This window comes from Flavicella sp. IMCC45668 (genome assembly GCF_057219105.1).
In genome coordinates this window covers 953,562-973,175 of sequence record NZ_CM170114.1, presented here as the reverse complement: position 1 = coordinate 973,175, position 19,614 = coordinate 953,562, and the positions used below count along the sequence as shown (strand labels likewise).

General features: G+C 33.1%; 19 protein-coding genes. 16 read left to right on the top strand and 3 right to left on the bottom strand.

Going from position 1 to position 19,614, the window contains the following annotated elements; genetic code table 11:
- Positions 1-202 precede the first annotated feature (202 nt).
- From rpsF to AC2DZ0_RS04515, 12 genes are all read left to right on the top strand, one after another.
- The gene (gene rpsF, locus AC2DZ0_RS04570; RefSeq protein WP_152287384.1) at positions 203-544 is read left to right on the top strand and encodes a 30S ribosomal protein S6; all 342 of its coding nucleotides are present in this window, start codon (positions 203-205) and stop codon (positions 542-544) included.
- Positions 545-549: 5 nt separating this feature from the next.
- On the top strand, positions 550-846 hold the full coding sequence (gene rpsR, locus AC2DZ0_RS04565; protein WP_300320598.1) for a 30S ribosomal protein S18: 297 nt from the start codon (positions 550-552) through the stop codon (positions 844-846).
- 15 nt (positions 847-861) lie between these two features.
- Positions 862-1,308, top strand: coding sequence for a 50S ribosomal protein L9 (rplI, locus tag AC2DZ0_RS04560; RefSeq protein WP_484643962.1), 447 nt, complete (start codon positions 862-864; stop codon positions 1,306-1,308).
- Positions 1,309-1,432: 124 nt separating this feature from the next.
- Complete coding sequence (locus AC2DZ0_RS04555) at positions 1,433-2,059, top strand: hypothetical protein (protein ID WP_484643960.1); 627 nt, start codon at positions 1,433-1,435, stop codon at positions 2,057-2,059.
- A gap of 18 nt (positions 2,060-2,077) precedes the next feature.
- On the top strand, positions 2,078-2,551 hold the full coding sequence (locus AC2DZ0_RS04550) for a DUF6495 family protein (protein ID WP_484643958.1): 474 nt from the start codon (positions 2,078-2,080) through the stop codon (positions 2,549-2,551).
- Positions 2,552-2,557: 6 nt separating this feature from the next.
- Positions 2,558-3,235 carry a TrmH family RNA methyltransferase gene (locus AC2DZ0_RS04545; RefSeq protein ID WP_484491833.1) on the top strand — a complete coding sequence of 226 codons (678 nt, stop codon included), beginning with the start codon at positions 2,558-2,560 and terminating at the stop codon, positions 3,233-3,235.
- 1,587 nt (positions 3,236-4,822) lie between these two features.
- Complete coding sequence (locus tag AC2DZ0_RS04540; RefSeq protein WP_484643957.1) at positions 4,823-6,547, top strand: SulP family inorganic anion transporter; 1,725 nt, start codon at positions 4,823-4,825, stop codon at positions 6,545-6,547.
- Between the two features lie 64 nt (positions 6,548-6,611).
- Entirely contained in the window at positions 6,612-8,015 is a 1,404-nt protein-coding gene (locus AC2DZ0_RS04535) for an MBL fold metallo-hydrolase (RefSeq protein ID WP_484643955.1), read from the top strand.
- Between the two features lie 2 nt (positions 8,016-8,017).
- Entirely contained in the window at positions 8,018-8,287 is a 270-nt protein-coding gene (locus tag AC2DZ0_RS04530; RefSeq protein WP_484491830.1) for a heavy-metal-associated domain-containing protein, read from the top strand.
- A complete protein-coding gene (locus AC2DZ0_RS04525) occupies positions 8,287-8,901 on the top strand; it encodes a class I SAM-dependent methyltransferase (RefSeq protein ID WP_484643953.1) in 615 nt (204 codons plus the stop codon). The genes AC2DZ0_RS04530 and AC2DZ0_RS04525 overlap by 1 nt, the downstream gene beginning before the upstream one ends.
- Before the next feature lie 39 nt (positions 8,902-8,940).
- On the top strand, positions 8,941-9,498 hold the full coding sequence (locus tag AC2DZ0_RS04520) for a YeeE/YedE family protein (protein WP_484491828.1): 558 nt from the start codon (positions 8,941-8,943) through the stop codon (positions 9,496-9,498).
- 9 nt (positions 9,499-9,507) lie between these two features.
- The gene (locus AC2DZ0_RS04515) at positions 9,508-9,921 is read left to right on the top strand and encodes a DUF6691 family protein (RefSeq protein ID WP_484643951.1); all 414 of its coding nucleotides are present in this window, start codon (positions 9,508-9,510) and stop codon (positions 9,919-9,921) included.
- A gap of 94 nt (positions 9,922-10,015) precedes the next feature.
- On the opposite strand, the gene AC2DZ0_RS04510 is transcribed toward AC2DZ0_RS04515, so the two are convergent.
- A complete protein-coding gene (locus AC2DZ0_RS04510) occupies positions 10,016-10,735 on the bottom strand; it encodes a hypothetical protein (RefSeq protein ID WP_484643949.1) in 720 nt (239 codons plus the stop codon).
- A gap of 68 nt (positions 10,736-10,803) precedes the next feature.
- Entirely contained in the window at positions 10,804-11,424 is a 621-nt protein-coding gene (locus AC2DZ0_RS04505; protein WP_484643948.1) for a rhodanese-like domain-containing protein, read from the bottom strand.
- A gap of 186 nt (positions 11,425-11,610) precedes the next feature.
- Between AC2DZ0_RS04505 and AC2DZ0_RS04500 the strand changes: the two genes are divergently transcribed.
- Both AC2DZ0_RS04500 and AC2DZ0_RS04495 read left to right on the top strand, forming a co-directional pair.
- Positions 11,611-13,227: a sulfatase gene (locus AC2DZ0_RS04500; protein WP_484643946.1), complete on the top strand. Its 1,617-nt coding sequence runs from the start codon at positions 11,611-11,613 to the stop codon at positions 13,225-13,227.
- A gap of 169 nt (positions 13,228-13,396) precedes the next feature.
- Entirely contained in the window at positions 13,397-14,476 is a 1,080-nt protein-coding gene (locus AC2DZ0_RS04495) for a T9SS type A sorting domain-containing protein (protein ID WP_484643944.1), read from the top strand.
- Positions 14,477-14,553: 77 nt separating this feature from the next.
- Here AC2DZ0_RS04495 and AC2DZ0_RS04490 read toward each other — a convergent pair whose 3' ends face one another.
- Positions 14,554-15,249: a pseudouridine synthase gene (locus AC2DZ0_RS04490; protein WP_484643942.1), complete on the bottom strand. Its 696-nt coding sequence runs from the start codon at positions 15,247-15,249 to the stop codon at positions 14,554-14,556.
- A 123-nt stretch (positions 15,250-15,372) separates the two neighbouring features.
- On the opposite strand from AC2DZ0_RS04490, the gene AC2DZ0_RS04485 reads away from it, so the two are divergent.
- Both AC2DZ0_RS04485 and AC2DZ0_RS04480 read left to right on the top strand, forming a co-directional pair.
- Positions 15,373-16,023, top strand: a complete 651-nt coding sequence (locus AC2DZ0_RS04485; protein WP_484643941.1) for a DsbA family oxidoreductase — start codon at positions 15,373-15,375, stop codon at positions 16,021-16,023.
- Positions 16,024-16,475: 452 nt separating this feature from the next.
- On the top strand, positions 16,476-19,613 hold the full coding sequence (locus AC2DZ0_RS04480; protein ID WP_484643939.1) for a chondroitinase-B domain-containing protein: 3,138 nt from the start codon (positions 16,476-16,478) through the stop codon (positions 19,611-19,613).
- Position 19,614 lies beyond the last annotated feature (1 nt).

Genomic DNA, 19,614 nt, shown 5'->3' with positions numbered 1-19,614 from the left:
TTTTATAGAGAAGAATATTTCTATTAATACGTTGTTTAAAATCGTTCCTTTTAAAAGGAACGATTTTTTTATTTCTATAATTTTGTAAATCTACTGTTGTAGAGGAAGTTATCTGTTGTGTAAAATTTGAGATTTTACTGTGTTTTATTTAGAAATAAATTCTATATTTGCAGCCTTAAAAATAATTTTAAATAATATTATTATGAATCATTACGAAACTGTTTTCATTTTGAATCCCGTTTTATCTGATGTTCAGGTAAAGGAAACAGTACAGAAGTTTGAGGACTATCTTGTTTCTAAAGGTGCCAAGATGATTCACAAAGAAGACTGGGGACTTAAGAAGTTAGCTTACCCAATCCAAAAGAAAAAAAGTGGTTTTTATCACTTATTTGAGTTTAATTTAGAAGGAGCTAATTTAGCTGCATTTGAATTAGAATTCAGAAGAGATGATAGCGTTATGCGTTATTTGACTGTAAAGTTAGATAAACATGCTGCTGCTTGGGCTGAGAAAAGAAGAGAACGTGTTAAATCTGCTAAAAAATAAGAATTATGGCGTCAATTGATCAACAAGCAAAAGGAGGAAAACAAGGTGATGTAAGATACCTTACTCCGTTAGATATCGATACTAAAAAAGAATCTAAATACTGTAGATTTAAGAAAAATGGAATTAAGTACATTGATTTTAAAGATGCAGATTATTTAATGTATTTAGTAAATGAGCAAGGTAAAATTTTACCTCGTCGTTTAACAGGAACATCTTTAAAGTACCAACGTAAAGTGTCTGTAGCAATCAAAAGAGCTCGTCACTTGGCATTAATGCCTTATGTTGGAGATTTATTAAAATAATAAAGTAGATACGACATGGAAGTTATATTAAAACAAGACGTAGAAAACTTAGGATTTAAAGATGATATCGTAGCTGTAAAAAACGGATACGGAAGAAACTTCTTAATTCCTCAAGGACATGCGGTTTTAGCAACAGGATCTGCTAAAAAAGTATTAGCTGAAAACTTAAAACAACGTGCTTTTAAAGAAGCTAAAGTTGTAGAAGAGGCTACAAAAGTAGCAGAAGCAATCAAAGGATTAGAAATTAAAATTACTGCTAAGGTTGGTGAAGGAACTAAATTATTTGGTTCTGTTTCTAACATAGATGTTGCTGAAGCAATTTCTAAAGCTGGTGTTGAAATTGAGAAAAAATTCATCAAAGTTACTGGTGGATTGATCAAAAGAACTGGTAAATACAATGCATCTGTAAGATTGCATAGATCAGTTGTTGCTGAGATCTCTTTCGAAATCATTGCTGAGTAATTTAAATTACACACATATTAAAATCCACCACTCGTTTGAGTTGGTGGATTTTTTTTGCAAAATAAAGTAGCTTATTTGTTAGGATGAATCAGATAACTGATATTTGCAAACAACAGAAAAATAAATGATAGCATTTTTACATACATCAGACATCCATATTGATAAATTTGAAAAATTAGTTAGGAAGTTTGACCAGGAGGTTGAGATTAGACATTTTGTAAATGAGGAGATTTTAACCACTGCTTTAGAAAAGGGAAGCACAGATTCTGATACATTTTCCGATGAAGTAGCCAAAATAAAAAAGATCAATCCAGCGTTGATAATTTGTACTTGTTCAACATATGGGGCAGAATGTGATGCAAATGATACTATTGAAAGAATAGATTTGCCTATCGCATCATTTTTGGTAAAAGAATATAAAAAAATCGGATTAGCATATACAGCAAAATCTACAAAAGCAATAAGTGAAAATTTACTTACAACGCAAGCCGAAAATCTAAATAAAGAAATATGCCTGATAAATATTGATTGTTCTGCAGCATGGCAATATTATGAATCTGATGATTTTGAAGCCTATTCGAAGACTATTGCGGATACTATTTTAGAGTATCAAGATCAAGTGGATGTTATTTTCTTGGCACAGGCTTCGATGGAAGGGGCCAAAAATTTCTTAAAAGAGGATTCAAAAAAGGTTTACTCTAGCCCAGAACATGGTGTGAAACACTATTTAATGCAATTGCATAGTAAATAATTATAGCCTATTAATATTATGAAATATAGACAACTTACGAAGGAACAGTTTGAAGAACTACATGAAGAATTTGCACGTTTTTTGGCTTCTCAAAAGATTGATGCGAAAGAATGGCAAACGATAAAAAAGGATAAGCCAGAAATGGCTCAGGAAGAGTTGGATATTTTTAGTGATTTAGTATGGGATGATGTGCTTACTAAAACTGAGTTTGTAGAACATTATTCCAAAACGAGTATCAATTTGTTCAAATGTCAGGAAACGTTGATAGAAAGAATTATGGTGAAAACGAATAACTCTGAAATAGATTTTTTGAAAAAAACAGGAATAGATTGGTTAAGTAAAAATGCCGGCGATGCTAGTTTGGAATATTTTTATGCACATAAAGATTATTCTAAAGACAGAAATGAGGAGATCTTTGGACTGATTGAAAAAGGTGGAATTATGACAAAAGGTCATTTATATACTTCGATAGCGGAAATTATTAAAAAATAAAACGTTATGGATACTAAAAAGTTAATTCAGTATTTGGAGAATATCGTTACTGAAGAAAGAAAGGAGATTTTCAAAAAGGTTTTAAAAGAAAGGACGAGGCATTTTACTGTTATTTTAGAGGATTTGTATCAAAAACACAATACAAGTGCAATCACTAGAAGCTGTGAAGTTTTTGGTATTCAAGATATCCATATTATTGAAAATAAGTACAAGACTTATATGTCTAATCAAGTAGGAAAAGGTTCACAAAAATGGATGACCTTTCATAAATACAACGATAAGATACATAATACGCAAGATTGTATAGACGCTGTTAAAGCGAAGGGATATCAAATAATAGCGACAACCCCTCATGAGTCTTCAAAATTTGTGGGTGATTTTGATGTGACTAAAAAATCAGCATTTGTATTTGGTGTTGAAAAAGAAGGAGTGTCAGATATGATGTTAGAACAAGCAGATGGTCACTTAAAAGTACCAATGTATGGTTTTACAGAAAGTTTGAATGTTTCGGTTGCTGCGGCAATCGTATTACAAGATGTCTCCACACGCATGAGAAAAGCAGAAATTGATTGGGAATTGAATGAAGAGGAAACGGATGAAATTTATTTGGCCTGGCTTCAAAAATCTATAAAAAGTATCGACGCGATTATGGAGCGATACGAAAAAGAAGAATCTCATAAGTAATATATAAAAATCCCTTTCCATAGTGAAAGGGATTTTTATTTCAAGGACATTCTAAGTCATTTGATTTGTGGTTTAGGTTATTTCACTTTGGTATTAATTTATTTGATTGATCACTTTATTAATTTTGATTCATATCAAAAGCTAATTTTTAGTTGAGGTTAGTTTTTGTAAGTTAATATTAGTTGATTTTTTTTTCAGCTGTAGTTTGGGAAATATTGTTGTGGTATAGGGGTTAGAACATACTATTACAGCAACTAGACTACCCTGAGATCGAAAAGGGTTCAATCATTTATTTGATTGGGCCTTTTTCTATTCTTAGGTATTTCGTTTAAGATTAAAATCACATAAAAATAATAAGAATTAACTTCAATAAGGTAAAATGTCACTTCACGTATTAAAAAAGACGTTTCACCCAGTTAGGTTGATATTGAAGACAGTTGTAATGTATCTTTGAGGTATAAATAAGTAAAAATTTTCATATTTAGGTTGGTTTAGTAATTTTGAAATTATTGACTTTTTGAAAATTAAAAAAGGAGTTGTTAGGTTCTCCTGTTTTATAGAAAATTCAAACCGATTTCAAAGTTTAAAAAAATCCTGGTTGTTAGGTTCCAGGATTTTTTTTATGCCTAAAATTTAGTTTTTTTTGAAGTGAGTTTTTTTAAAAATGCTTGAGATAGGTTCTATGTCACTTCACCTATTAAAAAAGACGTTTCACCCAGTTAGGTTGATATTGAAGATAGTTGTAATGTATCTTTGAAGTATAAATAAGTAAAAATTTTCATATTTAGGTTGGTTTAGTAATTTTGAAATTATTGACTTTTTGAAAATTAAAAAAGGAGTTGTTAGGTTCTCCTGTTTTATAGAAAATTCAAACCGATTTCAAAGTTTAAAAAAATCCTGGTTGGTTAGGTTCCAGGATTTTTTTTATGCCTAAAATTTAGTTTTTTTTGAAGTGAGTTTTTTTAAAAATGCTTGAGATAGGTTCTATGTCACTTCACCTATTAAAAAAGACGTTTCACCCAGTTAGGTTGATATTGAAGATAGTTGTAATGTATCTTTGAAGTATAAATAAGTAAAAATTTTCATATTTAGGTTGGTTTAGTAATTTTGAAATTATTGACTTTTTGAAAATTAAAAAAGGAGTTGTTAGGTTCTCCTGTTTTATAGAAAATTCAAACCGATTTCAAAGTTTAAAAAAATCCTGGTTGTTAGGTTCCAGGATTTTTTTTATGCCTAAAATTTAGTTTTTTTTGAAGTGAGTTTTTTTTAAAATGCTTGAGATAGGTTCTAAGTCACTTCACTTATTAAAAAAGACGTTTCACCTAGTTAGTTTAGAACACGGAGGATCAGTGTGATAACTTTGAATGAAATATAAATTTCATATTTAGATTGGTTAGTTTTTTTAGAAGTGGTTATTAAATTCAGAATTGTGTTTAGAGTTGTTAGGTTCTCTAATAGCAAAGAAATAATAACAAGCTTGAAAAATGAAACCCCAGTTATTTAGTTAGCTGGGGTTTTTCTATACAAGTGTAACTTATGTTACTGTACGCAATAAATTTTGCCTCTAATTTTGTCCAAAACAAAATTATGCTCAAACAATTTTTTCCGATTCTTAATTGGATCGGTAGTTATAAAGGTCGTTACCTGAAAAATGATTTGATAGCCGGTGCTACGGTTGGAGTATTGTTAATACCACAAGGAATGGCTTATGCGATGATTGCTGGGTTACCTCCTCAATATGGGTTATATGCAGCTTTGATGCCACAATTAGTCTATGCGTTGATGGGAACCTCACCCGTTTTGGCGGTAGGGCCTGTAGCGATGGATTCTTTATTAGTAGCAAGTGGTTTAGGAGCCTTAGGCATTGTAGGTATTGAAAACTATATAGCTGCGGCGATTTTTTTAGCATTATTTATGGGGATAATTCAATTGCTATTAGGTCTGCTTAAAATGGGAATTGTGGTTAATTTTCTTTCCAAACCGGTGATCAACGGATTTACATCTGCAGCTGCTCTCGTTATTGGAGTCAGTCAGATAAAGAATTTTTCTGGAATAGAGATTACCAATCAAGCTACATTTCTCAGCAAGTTGGGTTCTATAATAAGTGCTTTGGAAACGGTGCATATGCCGACTTTAATAATTGGTTCTATTAGTATTTTGAGTATTGTATTTCTAAAAAGAATTTCATTAAAAATACCGAGTGGCTTGCTATTGGTTGTAGTATCTCTAATAATATCTTATTTCATGAATTTAGAGGCTAAAGGGGTATCAGTTATTGGTTTTATACCAGAAGGATTACCAGAGGTACAAATACCAACAATGGCTTTTGAAAGAGTAAAACAGCTTTTCCCTATTGCTTTAACACTTGCTTTAATAGCTTTTATGGAGGCGATTGCGGTTAGTAAATCCTTTGAAGAGAAACAGTCCGATTATGAGGTCGACCCAAATCAAGAGTTGATAGCCTTAGGTTCGGCGAATATTATAGGATCTTTTTTTGGAGCCTATGCAACAACTGGTGGTTTCTCAAGAACAGCGGTAAACGTTCAGTCAGGAGGAAAAACAAATTTAGGTGCTTTAGTGAGTATGATAATTATTGGGTTAACCCTAATGTTTCTAACTCCTTTATTTTATAATTTACCCAAAGCTGTACTTGCCGCATTAGTAATGGTAGCAATTAGTGGTTTAATTGATTTTGAGTATCCAAAACGACTATACCGTAAGAGAAAAGATGAATTCTTTTTATTGATTTTTACTTTTCTAATCACTCTTATTATGGGGGTAAAGGAAGGAATACTATTAGGAGTGTTGTTCTCAATTTTTTTACTGATCTACAGAACGTCTAAACCACATATTGCTGTTTTAGGAAATGTAAAAGGAAGTGATTATTACAAGAACGTTTCTCGTTTTGAAAAGGATATTGCTATAAGAGAAGATCTTGTAATTATACGTTTTGATGCTCAGTTATACTTTGGAAATAAAGATTATTTCAAAAAAGAATTAACCAAATTAATTGCCGCCAAAGGAGATGGGTTAAAAGCTGTTGTTTTGAATGCAGAATCAATTAGTCATATTGATAGTAGCGCAAATTTGATGTTACTGCAGCTCGTTTCGAAATTAAAAGAACGTGGTGTGAAATTTTTCATATCAGGGGCTATTGGGCCAACAAGAGATATTATTTATTCAGGTGGTATTATTGATGTAATTGGAGCGGAGAATCTTTTTGTCAGAACTTCTGAAGCAGTTTGTTTTTACGATAGCAAATGCGCTCCTTCTTTAATTCAGAAAAAAATTACACAACAAAATAAAATGTAGTGTAACATATGTTACAACCAGGAATTTTAAGCGAAAGTATCTTTGTAATACAAAACGAATTATCATGAAAATAGAACAAATTTATACAGGTTGTTTAGCTCAAGGAGCTTATTATATTGAAAGTGCGGGTGAGGTAGCTATCATTGATCCTCTTAGAGAAGTAAAGCCATATATCGCTCTTACAAATAAGAATAATGCAAAAATTAAATACATTTTCGAAACTCATTTTCATGCGGATTTTGTCAGTGGTCATGTTACACTTGCAGAAAGAACAGGAGCGCAAATTATATATGGTCCCAATGCGGAAACTTCTTTTGAATCGTATAAAGCAAAAGACAACGAAATATTTCCTTTAGGGAACGTGCAAATAAAAGTTTTGCATACACCAGGGCATACTATGGAAAGTTCTACATTTTTGTTGATTGATGAAAATGGAAAGGAGCATGCAATCTTTAGTGGTGACACTCTTTTTTTAGGAGATGTGGGAAGACCAGATTTAGCTCAGAATGCAACGGGTATGACACAGGAAGAACTAGCTGAGACATTGTTTGATAGTCTACGTCAGAAAATTATGACCTTACCAGATGATGTTTTAGTATATCCAGGACATGGTGCTGGTTCTGCTTGTGGTAAAAATATGAGTAAAGAAACAGTAGGTGTACTAGGCGATCAAAAACGCAACAACTATGCTCTGCGGTCTGATATGACAAAAGACGAATTTGTGAAAGAAGTTACTTTAGGGTTATTGCCTCCGCCAGTATATTTCCCTCTAAATGTAAAAATGAATAGAGAGGGATATTCTGATATTTCTGAAATTATCAAAGAAGGATCTCATGCGCTAGAACCGGACGAATTTGAAAAAATAGCGAATGATTCAGAAGCATTGATTTTAGATGTAAGGACTCAAGATGAGTTTGCTAAATCACATATTCCAAACGCTATTTTTATTGGGTTAAACGGTGGATTTGCTCCTTGGGTTGGCGCTTTGATAGGGGATGTTAAACAACCGCTATTATTAATTACGCCTGAAGGTAAGGAGGAAGAAGCTATTACTCGTTTGTCAAGGGTAGGTTTTGATAATACACTTGGTTGTTTGAATGGTGGTATGGAAGCTTGGATGGCAGCAGGTAAAGAACACGACTCAGTAAAGAGTATTTCAGCGGAATCTTTTGCAGAAATAAAAGAAGAAGTAAACATTTTCGATGTTAGAAAGGAATCAGAGTTTTTGTCAGAAAGATTGGAAAATGCAACCAATGCACCTTTGGATAAGTTAAATGATTATCTACAATCATTTCCCGAAATGGAGGATTTCTATGTGCATTGCGCTGGAGGATACAGAAGTATGATAGCTATATCAATTCTTAAAAGTAGAGGTATTCATAATCCGATTGATATTTCTGGAGGTTTTGGGGCGCTTAAAGGAACGGGTATTAAAACAACGGACTTTGTATGTCCATCAACATTATAATTATGGAAGCAAATATTGAAATTCAGAATTTGAAATGTGGAGGTTGTGCCTCTTCAATTACCAAGAAAATAATGAAAATAGAAGGCATCTCTTCAGTTTCAGTTGATGTGAATGTTTCTACTTTATCTTTTGAATATTTAGAAGATACACAGTTACAGATGGTGATAAAAGTACTTTCAGAAATAGGTTATCCTATTGCAGGTGAAAAAAATACAATATCTAGAAAGGCAAAATCATATGTGAGTTGTGCTATAGGAAAAATAAAGAATTAATGGTTTTTGATTTAAAGGAACATTGGCAAAATGTATATAAAACAAAGTCTCCTCAAGAAGTTAGCTGGACACAACTTACGCAAGATATTTCTCTATCATTAATTGCGAAATTAAAGTTGCCTAAAACGGCTAAAATTATTGACATAGGTGGTGGTGATAGTTTGTTCGTAGATGAGCTTTTAAAGTTAGGGTATAGTAATATTACTGTGCTTGATATTTCTGAAAAAGCATTGGAAAAAGCAAAACTTAGATTGGGGGAACTTGCGGATAAAGTAATCTGGATAGTTGAGGATATTAATAAGTTTAAAACATTAGAAGTTTATGATTTATGGCATGATCGTGCTGTGTTTCATTTCTTAACCTCACCGGTTGATCAGGAGAAATATTTGCAGTTGGTTGCGACTGTTGCCAAAAATATTGTTGTTGGAACCTTTTCAAAATCGGGCCCCAAAAAATGTAGTGGTTTAGAGGTACAGCAGTATTCTCTAGAAACGATGAAAATTTTTTTTCAGCCATTTTTTCACAGCATCGGGTTAGAATCCCACAAGCATATAACACCTTTTGGAACGACACAGGATTTTGTTTTTGGTGTTTTTAGAAAAGAATTGGCGTAAATAATAGAATCAATAGGACATATAATTAAAAATAATAAAATGGAAATAATTTTAGAACCCTGGCCATGGTATGTAGCAGGCCCGGGGATTGCACTTGTAATGGGATTGTTAGTATATTTTGGAAAATCTTTTGGGGTTTCCTCAAATCTTAGAACTATGTGCTCCTTGGCAGGAGCAGGCAGATATGCGGAGTTTTTCAAATTTGAATGGAGAACTCAAATTTGGAATTTAATTTTTGTTGCTGGAGCAATGATAGGAGGGTATATCGCTCATAATTTCTTAACGTCTTCCCATGAAATTAGTCTGAATCCTAATACAATAGCTTCTTTAGCAAAATTAGGATTTACAAATATTGGAGAGGCTTATATGCCCCAAGGCATTTTTGGTATCGATGTTTTGTTGACAGTTAAAGGCTGGTTGTATTTACTTACCGGAGGTATATTGGTCGGTTTTGGTACCCGATATGCAGGTGGTTGTACATCCGGACATGCAATTAGCGGATTGAGTAATTTACAAGTACCCTCGTTAATAGCCGTTGTAGGTTTTTTTATTGGAGGATTGATAATGACACATATGGTATTGCCATATATTTTATAAGAAAAGAGAATGAGGTATTTAAAGTTTTTATTAGTAGGTGTTTTGTTTGGTATCGTATTAAGCAAGGCAGAAATAATTTCATGGTATAGAATATATGAAATGTTCCGTTTTGAATCTTTCCATATGTATGGCGTAATTGGTTCCGCTGTTGCTATTGGTGTTGTGATGGTTCAAATAATGAAGCGCATGGAGATGAGGGGGACCAATGGAGATAAAGTACTGTTTGTACCTAAAACGTTTAGTATTCCTAGGTATTTGTTTGGTGGAGCAATATTCGGCTTGGGATGGGCGATGGTAGGGGCATGCCCAGGACCTATTTTTATTTTGTTAGGTAAGGGAGTATTTTCAATAGTCGTAGTAATTTTAGGTGCTTTAATGGGAACCTTTTTGTACGGTTTGGTGAAAAACAGAATAATACATTAATACGGAAATCATATAAAATTGATTTCTATTTTAATAAATAGAAATAAAAAAATTAAAGCGGCAACTTTTTAAAGTTTTGCCGCTTTTTTGATTTTTAAAAACTGGTTCCTGCTCCTATAACTAAATTGGGCTCCCACTGTTCGTATGGGGAATTTTTATCATTCAACAAATCAAAAAGTACATGTACCGATACCCAAGATCTTTTGCTTGTTCTTTTTCTTATTCCGGCTCCTGCCCATAAATAAGGTACCCATTCCTTTCTTGAGGTTACATTGCTATTGTTATCAACGGTTAAATATTCGTAGCTAAATACTTCGGGGGCTACATGAAGGTATAGGTCACTAAAGGCAAACCATCTTAAAAAGGTTCCAAATCCATAATTATGGTAGTCGTATTTTTCACCCTGTATTTTTTGAGAAGAATACGTGTAATAAACTTTCAAACCAGTATAAACAGAAGGTCTTAATCTATATCCTACAGTAGGCGCAACGGTGATAGAGGTGTAGTTTCCAAAAGTAGCTCCGAATGTTCCCCCAAAATAAAATTTCTTAATAAACGGAACAGCAGATTTTTTTTGATTTTCGTTTTTAGCTTGTTTGGAGCTTGTATTCTTGTTTTCTGTGGTTGTATTGTTTTCTGGAGTTTGACTAGGTTGCTGAACTTGAGTGTCAGGGGGGACGTTTCCTTGATTAGCCGAGGTCTCTTGTTGTATTTTATTTGCTTCTTCAGGAGATATAGTAGTGGTTTTTGTATCATTTTGTGCATAGGAAAGCGCACTAAATAAAAGAACAATTGTAAAGAATGTTTTTTTCATAAGAATTAGGTTTTAAAGTAAATATACAAACATTGGGTTTAAAGGTCAATAAATTAGTTTTAACGATATCAAATAATATCGCTTATAACTTCTCTTATTCCTTTGAATCCTTTTTCAATATTGGTAAAATTTTGTTTACCATTTTTCTTTAAGTAGGAAATGGCAATGACACTTCTATAGCCGCCACCACAAAATAGAAAATAGTGATTGGAATTTATAAAGTTAGACAGAAAATCTTTATCAATTTTTAACGGTATCAGTGAGCTATTCGGGATGTGATCCTTTTCAAATTCAGATTCTTTTCTTACATCAACGGAAATGGATTTGGTGTTTTCTTTGAAGGATTTATATTCCTTTGGGGATATGGATTTTATAGTATCGGTCTTGTGAAATTTACTCCAGTTAGAAATTCCTCCTTCCAAAAAACCAATAATATTTGTATATCCTAAGGTTTTTAAGATTTCTAAGCAGGAGGTGATTTTATCTTGTGGTAAAACAAGCAAAAGCCTGGCATTTTTATTGGGTACCACAAGTTGTATCCATTTTTCAAAAGGTCCATCAATACCAACAAAAAGTGAATTTGGAACATGTTTTTCGATAAAGTCATTTTGATGTCTAAGGTCTACTAAAATATATTTGTTGGTTTCAAGTTTGGTTTTAAAAACTGTTAAGGATAATGGATTCGACATAATAGGGGGTTTAGTACCGATGCAAATTAAAACTAAATATTTTTAGAAAACTGTATGAGGGATTGAAAATATAATTTGATGTGTTAGATAATATAGAACTGGTCTTTGGTAATTTTTCACCAAATTTAACTCCTCTAAGTGTTTATTTTTGTTACAAAACTATTATTTTTTAGATCATAATTGAATATGAAAAAATTACTTTATTTGGTGGTATTGTGCTCAATCTTCTTTGGATATGCACAAAAACAAAAGAAAAATGTTTTATTTATTGCTGTAGATGACCTTAAAACAGAGCTTGGATGTTATGGTTCTAATGTGGTGAAATCTCCAAATATAGACAAGTTAGCTGAAAGTGGAATTATGTTTTCTAGAGCATATTGTCAGCAGGCAATTTGCGGTCCTTCAAGAGCAAGTATTATGACAGGTGCACGACCGGAAACGATTAATGTAACAGATTTATTTCAAGATTTTAGAGCAAATGTTCCGAGCATTGTTACGATTCCTCAGCATTTTAAAGAAAATGGGTACGAAACAGTTTATACCGGAAAAGTTTTTCATGGTAAATATACAGATGATGAAATGTCGTGGTCTAGAAAAGCAGTAAAGCCACAACGAAGTGCAGACGCCCCTGAAACCAAAGGAGGGTATGCTTTGAAAGAAAGTCAAGATATGTATATGGCGAATAAAATAGCTCTAGAAAAACGATATGGAGCTAAGGTAATTAGAGAAAATTGGTTAGCGAAGGGACCAGTAACCGAATGTGCGGATGTACCCGATGATACTTACGAAGATGGTTATAATACAAAAGCAGCAATTGCTACGTTGCATGAATTGGTTAAAAATGAAAAACCATGGTTTTTAGGGTTAGGATTTAAGAAACCACATTTAGATTGGATTGCTCCAAAGAAGTATTGGGACATGTATGATAGAAATTTAATTGCTTTGGCAAGTCATTCGAATGCTCCAATAAATGGTGCTGCAATTGGCTTATCTGAGTCTATGGAGGTTCGTGTTGCAGCAGACATGCCAAAAACAGAAGAGTTTTCAGAAGATTTGCAGAAAAAGTTAAGACATGGCTATTATGCATGTACTAGCTACATTGATGCTCAGATTGGGATGATGATAGAAGCCTTAAAAGAATCCGGTCAATATGAAAACACCATTATTGTATTATGGTCTGATCATGGTTTTAATTTAGGAGAAATGGGCTATTGGGGGAAAGCTACAAATTATGAAGTTGCAACCAAAGTTCCATTTATTATTGTAGCTCCGGAGGTATCGAAGAAAGTTAAGGGTCAAAAATCGGAGGCGCTTGTGGAGTTAGTTGATGTTTTCCCAACACTTTGCGACTTGGCAGCTTTGGATAAGCCTGAACATCTAGAGGGGACTAGTTTGGTTCCTTTATTGAAAAACCCAACAAAAAAATGGCGTGAAAACGCGTTTAGTATATTTCCTACACCAGCATTAAGAGAGTGGGCGGCGCGTCCTTTTACTCCTCCTTTTAGAACTGCATTTTATGCTCCTTTAATTGTAAAGATAGAGGATAGAATTTCCGCTCAAATGGGAGATAAGTGGGATAGGAAAACATTTGAGGAGTTCGTAATGGGATATGCCATGCGTACAGATAGGTATAGAACCATTGTTTGGAAAGATCGAAGAAAACCAAAGGAAGAACCTTTATTCATTGAATTATATGATCATTTAGAGGATCCAAATGAAACTAAAAATATTGCAGCTGAAAATTCTGAGTTGGTCTCAAAACTGTTGCGAAAAATGGAAAAGGCTGGCTGGCAAGGGAAATAGTCTTCTTAAAGTTTAAAATTACTTAAATATGAAGTTTTTTTAGGGATTAGGGTTTAATTAGCTAAACTTTTGTTTAGAATTGTTCATTTAGACGAAATGGGTAGAGTAGTGTTTTTATTTTAGAAAAAATATTTTTAATTTAAGTTTCTATTAATTTAAATTATAAAATATGATGAGAAAATTACTTTTCACAATTTTGTTAGTTGTTGGTTCTTATGGATATGCTCAAACCTTAGCATGGGAGACAGCACCAACAGAAAATCAATCTTTAGGTTTAGGTGATCCTCTAACATTAGAAACTCTTTTTGATGCGGGTGATGATGGAGGAAGTACAGATTATGTGGTTGGAGGATCGAATTTAAGCGCTATTCAATATAGTTTGCAGACAAGAACAGGAACTGGAACCGAAGGAGACCCTTATATGAGAGATTGGGTCTCAGGATTTAATGAAACTACATCGACAGGTAGTCATTCAGGTACATCTACATTAAATTGGACAGTTCCAAACACTACTTTATCTGCAGATTTACCTGCAGGAACAATACACATTATTAGAGTTGTGATGCAAAATAGTAATGATTCATGGGCTAGTGGTGCAGATGATATTCCTGTTATTTTGATTGCTGGTGAAGTAGCTCCTACTACAGCATGGGTAACTAAACCGAATGACAATGCTGTGCTTACGGTAGGAGATCCATTCAATTTATCTGCTACGTATGATGCAGGGAATTCTTCAGGGTTAGTGGATTATACCGTAGGAGGAACGAACTCAGCTCATGTTCAATTTTCAATCTCAGAAAAAACGGGTAATGATTATCAATGGGTAGCTGGGAATAATGATTCTTCAACAGGTGGTACTCATGATGGTACAGCTGCTGTATCCTGGACTGTACCAAATTTTGTTTCTGCTGACCTTCCTGATGGTACTACACATGTTTTACGCGTTGGGTTCAGAAATAACCAAGACACTTGGGCGAGTGGAGCAGCGGAAATACCAATTACAATAGAAGCTGCTGTTGCAAGTACAGAACAGGAATTGAAAAAAGACTCTAATATTTATCCAAACCCAACAAAAGGGATATTGACAGTAGCTAATAGAGGTAATGGACAAGTTTCTATTTCGAATTCTGTTGGAAAAGTAGTACTTGAATTTGGATCAAAAGAAAAAATAGATATTTCAGAGTTACCGTCAGGTGTTTATTACCTTGAGGTAAATGGTGGAGTTAAGCAACAAATCATAAAAATATAATTATGCTTGACTGAGATTAAAAAGAATCTTTCAAGAGATATTTTAAGAGGTGTTTTAATTTTAAGGCACCTCTTTTATTATAATATAGTTGAAATTATATTTATAACTCGTTTCCAATTCTCAGGAAAATCAGTTTCCAATTCAATAGCTTCTTCAGTAAATGGATGAATGAAAGATAAGGTTTTTGCATGCAGAAACATGGCTTCATTTTGGAATTCATTTTCAAACATACGATTGTGAAAGCGATCTCCGTACTTTGAGTCTCCAATAAGCGGATGACTAATTTTATTCATATGGATTCTTAATTGATGTAATCTGCCTGTTTTGGGGGTTAATTCAACAAGGCTGTAACGGGATTTTTCATAAGGTCCAACTTTGACTGGTATTTCAAATGTTTTTTTTCTTACATAATAGGTAAGCGCATCTTTATGTGTATTTGCATCTCTTCCTTTAACAGGACTGTCAATTTTACCAGCTTCAGGAATAAAGCCTCTAACGAGTCCCATATAAATTTTTTCAATTTGATTATTATGAAAAAGAGCTTGAAATTTTGAGACAAATTCCTTTTGTTTTGAAAATAAAATGATTCCAGAAGTTTTTCTATCTAATCGATGAACTGGATAATATTTATGCTCTAACTGGGTTTGTAGAAGTTGAACCATAGATTTTTCTTCTAATTTATTATTCGCCATTGTAGAATGATGAACCAACATATTATTAGGTTTATGAATTGCGATGCAATAGGCATCTTCATAAATAATTTCTAAAACCATATTGAGTAAAAAATTGTTGTTTTTTTAGGAAAAGCTCAAAAATAAACTAATTTTAAATGTTAGAGATTGTTGTAAGAAAAAGATTGGCAGTCCGACATATCTAATCCTTATAGAAAGAATATTATGAAAGAAAAGTTAAAGATAGATATAGTTTCTGATGTTGTTTGCCCTTGGTGTACCGTTGGCTATAAGCGTTTAGAAAAAGCAATAGAAGAATTAGGTGTTCAAGATAAAATTGAAATAGAATGGCAACCATTTGAATTGAATCCAAACATGCCGTTAGAAGGACAAGATTTAAATGAACATTTAACTGAAAAATATGGTTCTTCGGAAGAGCAGCTGGAAGCATCAAAAAATATGTTGGTAGAAGCAGGTGAGGATTTAGGATTTAAGTTTGATTATTTTGACAGAATGAAAATTGTAAACACATTTGAAGCCCATGTGTTGTTAGAATATGCGAAAAATTTTGGGAAACAAACAGCTTTAAATATGCGTTTGACGACAGCTTATTTTAGTGAAGGAAAAAATGTTTCAAAAAGAGCGGTGTTGGAACAAGCGTTAATAGATGTAGGCTTAGATGCTGCAGATGCTTTAAAACAATTAGATATTGAAGAGAAAAGAAGAGAAGTGTCAGAAGCACAAAATTATTGGAAAGGTTTGGGTGTAAATTCTGTTCCCACTGTTGTATTTGACAGAAGAAGTGCTGTTACAGGTGCACAACCCATTTCAGTATTCAAACAAGTATTACAAGAACAGTTGAAGCATAAGGATTAAAAATATTTGATTTGCGTTAACCTTTTACTATTTTATAAAGTTTGATTTTAGCCTAAAAAAATATGAGATTTGGTGTTGTAGCAGAGATGGTTACCTCATAAAAAAAAATTAGAGAGAAAGGCCACTGCAAAACATCTTCAAAATATTAAGGATAGAATGTTTAGAGAAAATAAAAAGTCTCTGCTACGTTCTATCCTTATTATCTTTATAACTATATTATATTGATTAGTATTTACTTTTTACTTGAAAGCTTGTTTATATAAATAGGAATTAAGGGTATTTCAATTAAGGTTATTATTTTAAGTACACTGTGGTATGTAATAACAATCAAATTATCTTTCACACAATCAGGTTTTTATTTATTGAAATTTAACATTTGTAAATTTGATTTTTTTTAATACTTTTGGTTTTCCAGTTTGGTAAACCATACTGGATAACCAAAAACCAGTATTATGAAAAAATTATTTGTAAGCAAAAACAACCTTTTATTGCTTATTTTTATTTGTGTATCCTTATCCGTAAAAACACAAAACAAAACCTATGAAATTGATGATCCAGAGGATGTTAGGAATGTATTCTATCAACCCGGAGATGTAATTATTTTAAAAAATGGTACCTATAGTACCGATGAACGAATTCGGTTTCTCGGTTCTGGTACAGCCGAGAATCCAGTTGTATTACGTGCTGAAACACCAGGTGGAGTAATTTTTACAGGAGGACCAAGATTAACAATTGGGGGAGAATCAGATGATGGGATAAATGCCACAGGTGAGTATTTGATAGTTGATGGTTTTCACTGGAAAGGAGGATATGGCGCGAGTAATTTTATTGAGTTTAGGAATGGTTATGATTATGCGCACCACAGTACAATTCAAAATTGTGTAATAGATGGATTAGCTGCCGAACCTTCTGAACTTGCTGAAGATTTGGCAGATGGTCAGATAACCAAACATAGATGGATTGTATTGTACGGTACTTATAATACGGTTATCAATTGTTCTTTTATGAATAAAACAACTGCAGGAGCGCTTGTTTTAGCCGAGTATTCTTACAATGCTTTTCCTAATGTGGAGGATGGTGAGGAAGAAGTTAATAATAGTTGCGAATTGGTTGGACATACGATTAGTAATAACTATTTTTTTAATTTTGAAAAAATGGACTCCTCTTTAAGTAATGCGGGGGATAGTGAGACTATTCGAATTGGAACTAGCGAGTACCAAATGGTAAATTCTGGTGCCACGGTCAGTAATAATTATTTTGTTCAAGCTGATGGTGAAAATGAAATAATTACGAATAAAAGTAAAAACAATACTTATTATAATAATACATTTAGAAGATGTAGAGGTTCTTTGGTATTGCGTCATGGTTCACATGCTACAGTAAATCAAAATTATTTTTTAGGTGAAGATATTGATGGTACTGGGGGAATCAGAATTACAGATAGTGAACACACAATAAGAAATAATTATATTCAAGATTGTATTGCCGTTGAAAATCAAGCAAAGTGGAATAATGGAATTACTTTTATTGGTGGTTCCGCAAACCATGCTGTGGCATGTACATCTACAAATGTTTCCAATGGTTATCAAAAAACAGAAAATATTGATGTTTCTAACAATACGATAATAAACACCAATGCTCCTTTGTTTTATAATACTGACAAAGGTTCGACAGATCCGTTAGGAACCGTTAACGATAATTTAATTTATTTCGAAGACGGTGATTCAAACATTTCAGAAGTCATTTCTGGTGAATATTCCAATTTAGGAACCGCATTAAGTTATTCTGGTAACGTGTTTCAAGGGACAACTTTAGGTGTAAGTAATGCAGGCTTTAGTGAAGATAATGGAATTATAGCAACAGTTAGTGGTGAGATTTTTACGTTTACAAATACCTCTGGAAAAGGGGCAAATATGGGAAGTTACCAACCTACAACAGATGCTATGGTTGGATATGGCATCGGGGCATGTTTTGTCGATTATTCCGGGGCAAACATAACTGATGGTGATTGTACTATCGTAGTTCCTGAGCCTGGTAATTATTTGTCTATCGGAACCATAGATAGTTTTTCATCAGAAGGAGGTAGTAAAAATGTTTCAGTATCTGCGAATGTTGAATGGACAGTGGGTACAGATGACAATTGGCTTTCTGTGGATCCTGGTTCTGGTTCGGAAAATGGAACTGTAACAGTTACGGCATCAGAAAATACTTCTTTTACCGCTAGAAGCGGAATGATAACTTTTTCTGAAGTTCAAGGAGGTGATGATATTGTTAAAACTTTGACTGTATCACAGGGAGCTGCCGACCCTCGATCAAGTTTTACGTTGATTAATGATGGAAGTGAAGGTGATTTAGTTACGGTAGCATCCGTTTTTCATGAAGAAATAACAGATACTAAAAACAATATAGCAAGCAATAGTTTAGATAAAAATTTTGACACTCAGTGGTCTGGTGAAGGGGTACCTGGTGAAATTGTTTATAATTTAGGAGGGGCTTTTGAATTGGGATTAGTTGATTTTGCTACGACTAGTGGTAAAACGTATGAATTTCAAATTTGGGTGTCGTCAACAGGAACAGATTCAGGAGATTTTATCAATGCCTTTTCTGATCAAGGAAATAATTCAGGTAATCTTGTAAGTAATTCAACAGGTGAGTTTGAAAGCTATATTTTAACGAGTCCTATCCCTGATGTAAGATATGTAAAGGTTATTGGGTTTGGGCAGCCAGCCCGACCAAGTGATTGGAATACGATAAAAGAAATTGAGTTTTATAAATCAAAAGAAACTTCAGTGATTGAGGATAGTGATGGAGATGGTATAAAGGATGATATGGATTTGTGCGACAACACTCCTTTAGATACGGAAGTTGATGAAAATGGATGCCCTTTGAGTTTTAGTCTTCCTTCTGATAATTTTACAATAAAGTCTATAGGAGAATCTTGTGAAGATAAACATAATGGAGCTATTGAAATTACTGCAAAAGAAAATTTGGTGTACACCGCATTGTTGGATGGAACTGAGTATGAATTTTTAGGTAAAGAATGCCAGATTGTTGACTTAGAGCCAGGAACCTATGAACTTTGTATAGAAGTAGAAAGTGAAAGTTATTCACAATGTTATACAGTAGAAATAAGTTCAGCTACGCAGATTAATGCTAAAATATCAACAGGTGCTAGCCATTCTAATATTGAAATTATTTCGGGAACAGCACCTTATTCTGTATTTAAAAATGGTGAAACTGTTTTAGTGACTTCTGAAAAGAATATTAGTTTATTTACCCAAGATGGAGATGTACTTGAAATAAATACAAAAAATGAGTGTGAGGGTGTTGTATATGAAAAGATTAATTTATTTCAACAGATAGAAGTATTTCCAAATCCAATTACATCAGATGTTTCTATACGAGTTACTTCTGAAAAAAAATCTTTGTTTGTTGAGGTTTTTAATGCCTTTGGGAAGTTGGTTCACTCTAAAAATGAATCCATAGAAGATAATGTTTTAAAGTTTAGTTTAGGAAATAACGCAAAAGGAGTTTATTACATAAAACTTAACTTAAATGAACCGGTAATTTTAAAAATAATTAAAGAATAAA

Bases quoted from the DNA above. Each gene is read 5' to 3' on its own strand.
- AC2DZ0_RS04480 (WP_484643939.1), top strand. From the start codon at position 16,476: ATGAAAAAATTATTTGTAAGCAAAAACAACCTTTTATTGCTTATTTTT.
- AC2DZ0_RS04525 (WP_484643953.1), top strand. From the start codon at position 8,287: ATGGTTTTTGATTTAAAGGAACATTGGCAAAATGTATATAAAACAAAG.
- AC2DZ0_RS04500 (WP_484643946.1), top strand. From the start codon at position 11,611: ATGAAAAAATTACTTTATTTGGTGGTATTGTGCTCAATCTTCTTTGGA.
- AC2DZ0_RS04520 (WP_484491828.1), top strand. From the start codon at position 8,941: ATGGAAATAATTTTAGAACCCTGGCCATGGTATGTAGCAGGCCCGGGG.
- AC2DZ0_RS04535 (WP_484643955.1), top strand. From the start codon at position 6,612: ATGAAAATAGAACAAATTTATACAGGTTGTTTAGCTCAAGGAGCTTAT.
- AC2DZ0_RS04505 (WP_484643948.1), bottom strand. From the start codon at position 11,424: ATGTCGAATCCATTATCCTTAACAGTTTTTAAAACCAAACTTGAAACC.
- rplI (WP_484643962.1), top strand. From the start codon at position 862: ATGGAAGTTATATTAAAACAAGACGTAGAAAACTTAGGATTTAAAGAT.
- AC2DZ0_RS04530 (WP_484491830.1), top strand. From the start codon at position 8,018: ATGGAAGCAAATATTGAAATTCAGAATTTGAAATGTGGAGGTTGTGCC.
- AC2DZ0_RS04495 (WP_484643944.1), top strand. From the start codon at position 13,397: ATGATGAGAAAATTACTTTTCACAATTTTGTTAGTTGTTGGTTCTTAT.
- AC2DZ0_RS04545 (WP_484491833.1), top strand. From the start codon at position 2,558: ATGGATACTAAAAAGTTAATTCAGTATTTGGAGAATATCGTTACTGAA.
- AC2DZ0_RS04490 (WP_484643942.1), bottom strand. From the start codon at position 15,249: ATGGTTTTAGAAATTATTTATGAAGATGCCTATTGCATCGCAATTCAT.
- AC2DZ0_RS04550 (WP_484643958.1), top strand. From the start codon at position 2,078: ATGAAATATAGACAACTTACGAAGGAACAGTTTGAAGAACTACATGAA.
- rpsR (WP_300320598.1), top strand. From the start codon at position 550: ATGGCGTCAATTGATCAACAAGCAAAAGGAGGAAAACAAGGTGATGTA.
- AC2DZ0_RS04510 (WP_484643949.1), bottom strand. From the start codon at position 10,735: ATGAAAAAAACATTCTTTACAATTGTTCTTTTATTTAGTGCGCTTTCC.
- AC2DZ0_RS04540 (WP_484643957.1), top strand. From the start codon at position 4,823: ATGCTCAAACAATTTTTTCCGATTCTTAATTGGATCGGTAGTTATAAA.
- AC2DZ0_RS04555 (WP_484643960.1), top strand. From the start codon at position 1,433: ATGATAGCATTTTTACATACATCAGACATCCATATTGATAAATTTGAA.
- AC2DZ0_RS04485 (WP_484643941.1), top strand. From the start codon at position 15,373: ATGAAAGAAAAGTTAAAGATAGATATAGTTTCTGATGTTGTTTGCCCT.
- AC2DZ0_RS04515 (WP_484643951.1), top strand. From the start codon at position 9,508: ATGAGGTATTTAAAGTTTTTATTAGTAGGTGTTTTGTTTGGTATCGTA.
- rpsF (WP_152287384.1), top strand. From the start codon at position 203: ATGAATCATTACGAAACTGTTTTCATTTTGAATCCCGTTTTATCTGAT.